Here is a 9,713-nt window from a genome sequence, read left to right as displayed (position 1 = left end):
CCCTAGCAAGACCTTCGCTGAAACTCCACAGAACCCAATCAAATTTAGGTTCAATGACAAAATTTCCATTTTTGTCTATAAAACCCCATTTGCCATTTATTTTTACTGCAGCAAGACCTTCGCTAAAACCACCAACATCATCAAATTTAGCTTCGATGATGATTTTTCCATTTTTGTCTATAAAACCATATTTGCCATTTATTTCTACTACAGCAAGACCTTCGCTAAAACCATCAACCCAATCAACCCAATCAAATTTAGCTTCGATGACAAAATTTCCATTTTTGTCTATAAAACCATATTTGCCATTTATTTTTACTGCAGCAAGACCTTCGCTAAAACCAAAAGCCTCATCAAATTTAGATTCAGTTATAAGTTCTCCATTTTTGCCTATAAAGCTCCATTTGCCATTTAGCTTTACTTTTATTAAATTATCAGACATAAACATGCTAGCAAGACAAGCTTTTCCATCACCCTCATCGCATTTTTCTTTGTAAATATTTTGAAGTATTTTACAACTTGCTTCATCTTCACGGCATTTTTTCTCAAGCTTGCTTATATAAACCCTGCTGTATTTTCCACCATAATAATAATCATACACAAAGTCCACAAAAAATATAAAAATCACTACAGCCATACTTGATAAAGCAAGGATAAATTTCTTTTTATGCTTTTTAATGAATTCTTTTCTTTCTTTAGCTCTTTTTTCTCTTTCTTCTTGGGCTATTTTTCTCTCTTCTTCTATTTGTCTTTTTCTTTCTTCTTCCCACTTTTTTAACTCTTCTTGTATTTTTCTTTCTTTTTCTAGCTTTTCTTGGGCTTGCGGATCATATAAATCGCTACTTCCGCATTCCTTACAAAATTTGGCTATATCTAAATTTTCTTGATTGCAACGCTTACATATAAGCATTATATCCCCCTTGCTTCTTTGATGATTTCATAGGCTAGATTGATCTTTTTCATCATTTCTTGAGCGATTTTTAAAAGCTCAGGCGGAAGATCTTTAGAATGAAGACTATCATAATGATACTCCTTAGCCAACCTTCTGTAATTTTTCTTTATGCTCTCAAAACTATCATTTTCCTTGCTTTGCAAAATTTCATAAGCTTGCTCTAAACTGATATCAAATTCTTGTCTTCTTTGCTCTTGATAGTTTTCTCGCTCATTTTCTCGCTCGTTTTCTTGATTAAAACGCGAAATTTGCTCGTATCGAAGCTTGATTTCTCTAAAGGCTATGAGATTAAGCCCAAGAGCTATGATGATATTTTCCATTAAGGCATTTTGCGCTGGAGTTATTTTTTTATCATAATAAATAAGATCAAGCAACAAACAAATCAAAAAATCCGCCTCCTCTTTTCTATAAATGCACATACTAGAGCAAAGCTCATTAATACTTCTGCCGTTATTTTTTTCGATGATGAAAATTTTCGCATAAGTTTCTCTAAAACCCTCATAATCCTTAGCATAAAAAATATCGATTTTATCGAGTAAAGAAGAGATAAATTTGGATAAATCTTTTGTGATGACTTTACCTTCAACTTTTGACATTTTTGCCAAGAGTGCAACGACAATGGCGGGATTTTTATCGTAGATATAGTCCAATCTTTACTTAGCAGGGTGGTTTAACTCCCTTCCACAATATATGCAAAATTTAGCATCATTTTCTAGATTGAGATTATTACAAAATTTGCAAGTTAAATAATCCTTTTGAAATTTAAAATTTACGAAAGAAAACACAATGAAACCTTATTTTTAATATAACAAAAAGTAATTTTACAAAAACTAATTTAAAGCATAGTGAGATTTTGTATTTTTAAAGAGGGTAAAAGTTTTGCAATAAACTTTAAATATTCTTAAATTAAGTATTAATTAAGCTAAAATAACTATAATCACATTTTTAAAAATTTTTTGGCAAAAGGTAAAATATTATGACAAAGATAACAAAGCCAAACGAAGTAAAACGAGAATGGATCGTTTTAGACGCGGAAGGCAAACGCTTCGGCCGTCTTTTAACTGAAGTAGCAACAATTTTAAGAGGCAAAAACAAGCCTTGCTTTACTCCTAATGTTGATTGCGGTGATTATGTAGTGATTATCAATGCTTCAAAAGCAGTATTTACAGGCGCTAATAAAGCTGAAGATAAACTTTATCACAGACATTCAGGATATTTTGGAAGTGTAAAAAGTGAAAAATTCGGAGATTTACTCGAAAAAAATCCTGCTAAATTATATAAATTAGCAGTTAGAGGTATGCTTCCTAAAACAAATTTAGGTAGAGCAATGCTTAAAAAACTCAAAATTTATGCAGGTAGCGAGCATCCACACACTGCGCAAATTGCTAAAGAAGGAAAATAATCATGGCAACAACATATGCAACAGGTAAAAGAAAAACCGCTATTGCAAAGGTTTGGATCAAATCAGGTAGCGGAAAAATAAGCGTTAATGGCGTTGATCTAAATACTTGGCTTGGTGGACACGAAGCGATAAAACTTAAAGTAGTTCAACCATTACTTGTAACAAAACAAGAAACTTCAATGGATATCACAGCTACAACTCTAGGTGGTGGTTATAGCGCTCAAGCAGAAGCTTTAAGACATGGAATTTCAAGAGCTTTAGCCGCTATGGACGCTGACTTTAGAGCATTGCTAAAACCAAAAGGACTTCTTACTAGAGATAGTAGAACAGTTGAGCGTAAAAAATACGGACGCCGTAAAGCAAGAAGAAGCCCACAATTCTCTAAACGCTAATGTATCATTAAACCTAGTTTTTCTAGGTTTAATCTTATCTTTAAATCTCTCTAAAATAATTTTTGTTTTTATAATACAAATATGTTATAATTTACACTCGATTTTAAAATAAAGGCTTGATAATGAAAAAACTACTCCTTGGAATAAGCTTGGCTACAGCTTTATTTGCTGCTGATTCTAATGTAAAATTTGAAATCACTCCGACTTTTAACTACAATGTTTTTGAAGGAAATTTAGATCTTAATGATCGTGGTGCTCCTGGCATTAAATTTGGATATCATTTTGATTATTTTATCGACCAAGTGGAGCTTGGATTGGAACATTACAGCGGAGTAAAATATGATTTAGGCGGAAATACCAATATCACCAGAACTTACTTAAACGCGATAAAAGGTATTGACTTAAGCAAAACTTTTTATCTTTATGGTTTAGCTGGTGCTGGATATGAGGATTTTTCAAATGGTGCTTATGATAATAAAAGTGGTGGTTTTGGACAATACGGCGCAGGTTTGAAAATTCGCCTTAGTGATTCTGTGGCATTAAGACTTGAAACCAGAGATCAAATTAATTTTAATAATGCCAATCACAATTGGGTTTCAAGTGTAGGCATTAGTTTTGGTTTTGGTGCGCCAAAAGAACAGCCCGTGCAAATCACACAAACTCAAGTGGAAGAAAACATACAAGAACCAGAAATTAAACCAGAACCACAAGTTGAACCACAACCGACAAAACAAACTTCAAATTGTCCAACTCCACCAAGAGAAGGTGCATTATTGGATGAGCAAGGTTGCGAAAAAGTGATTCACCTAGAAGGTCACTTTGCTTTTGATAAAATCAATATTAATCCAAATTTTGAAATGAAAATTCAAGAAGTAGCAGATATTCTAAAAGAAAATCCGAGTTATAACACTTTATTAGAAGGACATACTGATAGTATAGGTGATGCAAATTATAATCAAAAATTATCAGAACGTCGCGCAAATGCCGTGGCTAAAGAGCTTAATAAACAAGGTATAGAAAAAAATCGTATTAAAACAAAAGGTTATGGTGAAAGCAAACCAAGATCAAGCAATGCAACAAAAGAAGGTAGAGCTGATAATAGAAGAGTTGAAGCAAAATTCTTTCTTAAACAAAACAATTAAATTATAAGGGTTTTCCTTATAATTTAAGGCAAAAAAATGCAAAAAAAGACTATTTTATTTGACCTTGATGGAACGCTTATAGACTCAACTCCAGCCATTTTAAATTCCTGCAAAAACGCCTTTGAAAAACTTGATTTAACTCCTGCTTTGGATGAAGACATTAAAGCATTAATTGGATATCCTTTAGATGAAATGTTTATTAAACTTTATGGCAATAAAAAAGAACTAGCTCAAAATTTCATAGAATTTTACCGCGAGAAATATCATACAATTTATCTTGAACAAACCACCCTATTAGCCAGAGTAAAAGAAGCTCTAAATTTAGCTAGCAAATTTGCAGATTTAGGCATTGTTACAACAAAAGGAAGTCAATTTACTAAACCTTTATTGGATTTTTTAGGTATAGGAAATTTCTTTCAAGTCATTATAGGGCGCAATGATGTAGTTTATCCAAAGCCACACAAAGAACCTATTGAAAAAGCTCTTTTGCAACTCAATAAACCAAAAGATAATGCTTTTATGATAGGAGATACAAAACTTGATATTTTAGCGGCGAAAAATGCAAATATCAATGCCGTTGCAGTAAGCTGTGGTTATGAAAAAAAAGAAAGCTTACTTCTTGAAACTTCTTTTGTCAAGCAAGATGCTTACGATGCGGTTTTATTTATAAAGTCTTTATAAATTTTTGCAATTAACTATCTTTTAAGAGAATTATGATATAGTTTAAAATTACAAAATAATTACTAATTAAGGAAATACTAATGAAAAAAAATATGAAAACCATGGACGGTAACGAAGCTACCGCTTATGCTTCGTATGCTTTCACTGAAGTTGCTGGAATTTATCCTATTACCCCAAGTTCTCCTATGGCCGATTATACCGATATATGGGCTGCAGCTGGTAAAAAAAATCTTTTTGGTATTCCTGTAAAAATTATCGAAATGCAAAGTGAGGCCGGAGCGGCTGGAACAGTGCATGGATCACTTCAAGCAGGCTCTTTAACTACAACCTACACAGCCTCTCAAGGACTTTTACTTAAAATACCTAATATGTACAAAATCGCTGGACAACTCTTGCCAGGCGTTATCCATGTTGCTGCAAGATCTCTAGCTTCTCAAGCATTGTCTATATTTGGAGATCATCAAGATATTTATGCTGCAAGACAGATTGGCTTTGCTATGTTATGCTCACACTCAGTTCAAGAGAGTATGGATTTGGCAGGAATAGCTCACTTAGCAGCTATTAAAGGTCGTGTGCCATTTTTACATTTTTTTGATGGCTTTAGAACAAGTCATGAAATTCAAAAAATCGAAGTGATGGATTATGAACACTTTGATCGTTTGCTTGATAGAAAAGCTCTTTTAGATTTTAGAAATTCCTGTCTTACTCCAGAAAATCCTAAAACACGAGGAACAGCACAAAATGATGATATTTATTTCCAAACTCGCGAAATTTCAAATAAATTCTATAACGCTATACCTGATATTGTCAATGAATACATGCAAGAAATTTCAAAAATCACTGGTAGAGAATACAAACCTTTTGTATATTACGGACATAAAGAACCTGAAAGAATTATCATTGCTATGGGTTCAGTGACTCAAACCCTTGAAGAAGTTGTCGACCATTTAAATTCCAAAGGTGAAAAAGTCGGAGTTTTTAAAGTTTATCTTTATCGTCCATTTAGTTTAAAATATTTCTTTGATGTAATGCCAAAATCTGTGAAAAAAATTGCTGTTTTAGACAGAACAAAAGAACCAGGAAGTCTTGGGGAACCGCTTTATCTTGATGTTAAAACAGCCTTTTATGGAAGAGAAAATTGTCCTATCATTGTAGGCGGTAGATATGGACTTTCTTCAAAAGATGTTGATCCGGCTCAAATGATAGCGGTGTTTGAAAATTTAAAACTTGATGAACCAAAAGATGGCTTTACAGTGGGCATTATCGATGATGTTACCCATACTTCTTTAAGCGTAGGTGAAAAAATTTCACTTGGTGATGAAAGCACGATAGAATGCTTATTTTATGGACTTGGTGCTGATGGAACTGTAGGAGCAAATAAAAATTCCATTAAAATCATCGGAGATAATACAGATTATTACGCACAAGCTTATTTTGCTTATGATTCTAAAAAATCAGGTGGTTACACAAGAAGTCATTTGCGTTTTTCTAAAAAACCTATTCGCTCGACCTATCTTGTTTCTACTCCGCATTTTATTGCCTGTTCAGTGGCCGCTTATCTTGAAATTTATGATGTATTGGCAGGAATTCGCAAATGTGGAACTTTCCTTTTAAATAGCATTTGGAGTGCAGAAGAAACCATTAAACAAATTCCAAATGAAGTCAAAAAAGTTTTAGCTGAAAAAGAAGTAAATTTTTATATCATTAATGCGACTAAATTAGCCCGTGATATAGGACTTGGAAACCGCACAAATACCATCATGCAATCAGCATTTTTCAAACTTGCCAATATCATTCCTTACGAAGAAGCACAAAAATACATGAAAGAGCTTGCTTATAAGTCCTATAGTAAAAAAGGTGATGCGATTGTAGAAATGAATTATAAAGCCATTGATGTGGGTGCAGATGGGCTTGTAAAAGTCGAAGTGGATCCAAATTGGAAAAATTTAGAACCAAGCAAAAAAGAACAAGTTAATGTTTATAAAGGCACTGAATTTGTTGAAAAAATTGTCAAACCTATGAATGCCGCAAAAGGCGATGATTTACCTGTTTCTGCGTTTTTGGGCTATGAAGATGGAAGTTTTGAACATGGCACAACAGAGTATGAAAAACGTGGTGTTGGAGTAATGGTTCCAAGATGGATAGAAGCAAATTGTATTCAGTGTAATCAATGTGCCTCTGTTTGTCCACATGCGGTAATTAGACCATTTTTAATTAATGACGATGAAATGGCAAAAGCACCACGCGGAGTAAAAGATCACGCACTAGAGGCTAAAGGAACTAAAGGTGAAAAATTAAGCTTTAAAATTCAAATTTCTCCGCTTGATTGCACCGGTTGTGAGCTTTGTGTGCATGAGTGTCCAACTAAGGAAAAATCTTTAGTTATGGTTCCACTTCAAGAGGAGATGGACTTTGGGGAACAAGAAAATGCAGATTATTTATTTAAACAAGTTAGCTACAAAGATGATATTTTAAATAAAGAAAGTGTCAAAGGTGCTCAATTTTCTCAACCGCTTTTTGAATTCCACGGCGCATGCCCTGGATGTGGTGAAACTCCTTATATTACATTGGTTACAAGATTATTTGGTGAAAGAATGATTATCGCTAATGCTACAGGTTGTAGCTCAATTTATGGTGGTTCAGCTCCTTCAACTCCATATAGAAAAAGTGTGAAAAACGGACATGGACCTGCATGGGCGAATTCACTTTTTGAAGACAATGCAGAATTTGGACTTGGTATGAAAGTGGCTACTGAAAATACAAGACACAGAATAGAGCATATTATGAATGAAAATATGCAAAGCGTTCCAAATGCCTTATCTGCACTTTTTAAAGATTGGATAGCAAATAAAGACAATGGTGTAAAATCTGTAGAAATCAGAGATAAAATGTTGCCTATTTTAGAGCAAAACTCTAACATTAAAGGCGTTAATGATATATTAAATTTAAAACACTTCTTAACCAAAAAATCTCATTGGATATTTGGTGGAGATGGCTGGGCTTATGATATCGGCTATGGCGGACTTGACCATGTTTTGGCAAGTGGGGAAAATGTTAATATTTTAGTGCTTGATACTGAGGTTTATTCAAACACTGGTGGTCAAAGCTCGAAATCTTCGCGCACAGGCGCAGTGGCTCAATTTGCTGCAGCAGGAAAGCCTTTGCAGAAAAAAGACTTGGGACAAATTGCCATGACTTATGGTTATATTTTTGTGGCACAAGTTAATTCTACAGCAAATTATAATCACCTAATCAAAGCCATGATAGCTGCTGAAGCTTATGATGGCCCTTCTTTAATCATCTGTTACTCACCTTGTATTGCACACGGTATTAAAGGTGGACTTGGATACTCAGGAGAACAAGGAGAACTTGCGACAAAATGCGGTTATTGGCCACTTTACACTTTTGATCCAAGATTAGAAGAAGAAGGTAAAAATCCTCTAACTATGGTAGGAAAAGAGCCTGATTGGGATCTTTATGAAAGCTTTTTGATGAATGAGGTGCGTTATAATTCTTTGAAAAAATCAAATCCAGAGCACGCAAAAGAACTTTTTGAACGCAACAAAAAAGACGCTCAACGCCGTTACAGACAACTTAAACGCATTGCTTTAGCTGATTTTAGCAATGAAAAAGAAGGATAAAAGTTTATTGATAATCATTTTGCTGATATGTGTCACTTCACTATCAGCAAACATCTTGCTTGATGTCAATTTTTTAGAGAGAAAAACCCATTATGATTTTTCTTCCCTGCAAAGTCCTTTTAAAAATAACGAAATTTCAGATCAAGGATTTAAACTGCAAGCTATTTTTGCCAATCAAGCTAAAATTAATAATATATGGTACAAAAAAGGTGATTTTTTAAAAAACTATAAAATTTTAGACATTTACAAAGATTATGTACTTTTAGAGCATTATAATGGGGATCAGATGTATCTGAAATTTAAAAAAGAAAGTAAAATTAATGTTAATTTTTAGAGTAGTTTTATTAATAATATTTTTTCTTAGTGCCTCAAAAGCCAATGAATGCCAAAAAAAGCTTTTTGATATGCGTATAATGGAAGCAGTAAGCATAGAAGAGAGTTTGGAACATTTTTCGAATTTATGCTCCTTTAGCATAGTTGTAAAAGATGATTTGGCTAAAGATAAATTGCTAAAAATGCAAAAAAATATCAATGTTAGTCAAATGAGCTTGGATGAAATTTTTGACCTTTTAATTAAAGAAAATAACTTAAACTACGAATTTGATGGCAAAATTCTAAAAATTTCAGGACTAATTACTCAAAGCTTTAAAATCAACTATATTACTTCAGTCAGAGAAGGACAAAGCATTACAAAAGCATCCGTAGATGCAAAACCAAAACAAGCAGAATACAGTATTAGAGATGGGGATTTAGAAGATAATATGATTAAAACCTCTGAAAAATTTGACTTTTGGATCACCATAGAAAAAGAACTACTTGCCCTACTTAACAATGGTCGCGAAGTTTATGAAGTAAAAAATCCCATCATAAATTCAAATGCAGGTATTATAACCATCACAGGTACAAATTCTCAAATTGCAAGAGCCAATGTCTATCTTAAAGAACTAGAGCAAAGACTTAAAAAGCAAGTTATTATCGATGTAAGCATTATTGCTGTAAATTTGGATAATAAACACACAAGTGGAATTAACTGGCAAAATTTCAATCTCAATTTTGCTACAACAACTAGCGATGGAAAAAATTCATCTATACAATTTGATTATAAAGACAAAGGGGTATTTGTTAAAAATTTAGGTTTTAGAGTAGATATGGACTTTAGTTCGGTTTTAAATTTCTTGTCCCAAAGCGGAAAAACACAAGTTTTATCAAATCCAAAATTAATGGCACTGAATAACCAACAGGCTATTATTTCGATAGGCGATACAATCAATTATCAAGTTAAAGAAAGTTCAAAAGGCACAGAAAATGGCACAACAGTGAGTGAAACTTATAATAATTATTCTATTTTTGTAGGCATTTTACTCAATATCTTACCTGAAATTTCAGATGATGGAAAAATCATGCTGCGTATCAACCCAAGTCTTAGTAATTTTAAATACGCCCAAGATAATCGTCGTCAAAATACTCCGCGCACTATAGCGCCCGATACCATACAAAAAAGTT

At 33.2% G+C, this 9,713-nt stretch carries 9 protein-coding genes (1 of these 9 cut by a window edge); 7 read left to right on the top strand and 2 right to left on the bottom strand.

Annotated features, from left to right (window positions below; genetic code table 11):
* Nucleotides 1-910 carry the 5' portion of a WG repeat-containing protein gene (locus tag ELQ16_RS10550; protein ID WP_134238742.1) on the bottom strand. 281 nt of this gene lie to the left of the window's left edge, so 910 of the gene's 1,191 nt are visible here — the first part of the coding sequence; it begins with the start codon at nucleotides 908-910; its stop codon lies beyond the left edge, outside the window.
* Nucleotides 910-1,548 carry a DnaJ domain-containing protein gene (locus tag ELQ16_RS06490; RefSeq protein ID WP_134238847.1) on the bottom strand — a complete coding sequence of 213 codons (639 nt, stop codon included), beginning with the start codon at nucleotides 1,546-1,548 and terminating at the stop codon, nucleotides 910-912. The genes ELQ16_RS10550 and ELQ16_RS06490 overlap by 1 nt, the downstream gene beginning before the upstream one ends.
* 380 nt (nucleotides 1,549-1,928) lie before the next feature.
* On the opposite strand from ELQ16_RS06490, the gene rplM reads away from it, so the two are divergent.
* The 7 genes from rplM to ELQ16_RS06455 form a co-directional block, all read left to right on the top strand.
* Nucleotides 1,929-2,354: a 50S ribosomal protein L13 gene (rplM, locus tag ELQ16_RS06485; RefSeq protein WP_002785866.1), complete on the top strand. Its 426-nt coding sequence runs from the start codon at nucleotides 1,929-1,931 to the stop codon at nucleotides 2,352-2,354.
* 2 nt (nucleotides 2,355-2,356) lie between these two features.
* The gene (rpsI, locus tag ELQ16_RS06480) at nucleotides 2,357-2,746 is read left to right on the top strand and encodes a 30S ribosomal protein S9 (RefSeq protein ID WP_134238741.1); all 390 of its coding nucleotides are present in this window, start codon (nucleotides 2,357-2,359) and stop codon (nucleotides 2,744-2,746) included.
* 122 nt (nucleotides 2,747-2,868) lie between these two features.
* Complete coding sequence (locus ELQ16_RS06475) at nucleotides 2,869-3,888, top strand: OmpA family protein (protein ID WP_134238740.1); 1,020 nt, start codon at nucleotides 2,869-2,871, stop codon at nucleotides 3,886-3,888.
* A gap of 36 nt (nucleotides 3,889-3,924) precedes the next feature.
* Entirely contained in the window at nucleotides 3,925-4,569 is a 645-nt protein-coding gene (locus tag ELQ16_RS06470) for an HAD family hydrolase (RefSeq protein ID WP_134238739.1), read from the top strand.
* 80 nt (nucleotides 4,570-4,649) lie between these two features.
* Nucleotides 4,650-8,210: a pyruvate:ferredoxin (flavodoxin) oxidoreductase gene (gene nifJ, locus ELQ16_RS06465; protein ID WP_134238738.1), complete on the top strand. Its 3,561-nt coding sequence runs from the start codon at nucleotides 4,650-4,652 to the stop codon at nucleotides 8,208-8,210.
* Nucleotides 8,211-8,217: 7 nt separating this feature from the next.
* On the top strand, nucleotides 8,218-8,544 hold the full coding sequence (locus ELQ16_RS06460; protein WP_134238737.1) for a hypothetical protein: 327 nt from the start codon (nucleotides 8,218-8,220) through the stop codon (nucleotides 8,542-8,544).
* Nucleotides 8,531-9,713: secretin and TonB N-terminal domain-containing protein (locus ELQ16_RS06455; RefSeq protein WP_134238846.1), on the top strand; the 1,183-nt coding region annotated here is incomplete at its 3' end. The genes ELQ16_RS06460 and ELQ16_RS06455, both read left to right, overlap by 14 nt.

The organism is Campylobacter sp. US33a, from assembly GCF_004378855.1.
Classification (GTDB): domain Bacteria; phylum Campylobacterota; class Campylobacteria; order Campylobacterales; family Campylobacteraceae; genus Campylobacter_D.
The sequence above is the reverse complement of the archived record's forward strand: the minus strand, read 5'-3'. Positions and strand labels throughout refer to the sequence as shown.